Consider the following 531-nt stretch of genomic DNA (forward strand, 5'->3'; position numbering starts at 1 on the left):
CTTGAGGTCGTCGAGGGTGAGTTTTTTCATCTGGTGGGTGGCGTTGCGGCCTTCGAAGTGCGGTCCGAGTCCGTAGCCCTTGACCGTTTTGGCCAGGATCACGGTGGGTTTGCCCTTGAATTCGGTCGCTGCCTTGTACGCGGCGTAGACCTTGCGGTAGTCGTGGCCGCCGCGCTTGAGGTTCCAGATCTGGTCATCGGTGAGGTCCGCGACCATTTCCTTGGTCTGCGGGGTCTTCCCGAAGAAGTGCTCGCGGACGAACCCGCCGGACTCGGCTTTGTAGGTCTGGTAGTCCCCGTCCGGGGTTTCGTTCATGATCTTCACCAGCGACCCGTCCTGGTCACGGCCGAGCAGGTCATCCCATTCCCGGCCCCAGACGACCTTGATGACGTTCCAGCCCGCGCCGCGGAAGAACGCTTCGAGTTCCTGCATGATCTTGCCGTTGCCGCGCACCGGCCCGTCCAGGCGCTGGAGGTTGCAGTTGATCACGAAGTTCAGGTTGTCCAGGTTCTCGTTCGCGGCGAGCTGGAG

General features: G+C 62.1%; 1 pseudogene. It reads right to left on the reverse strand.

The window, feature by feature from the left end:
- Positions 1 to 531, reverse strand: a pseudogene (locus CXQ91_RS24370) (pyruvate dehydrogenase (acetyl-transferring), homodimeric type); the annotation flags it as partial.

The organism is Arthrobacter sp. Y81 (assembly GCF_002929335.1).
Classification (GTDB): domain Bacteria; phylum Actinomycetota; class Actinomycetes; order Actinomycetales; family Micrococcaceae; genus Arthrobacter.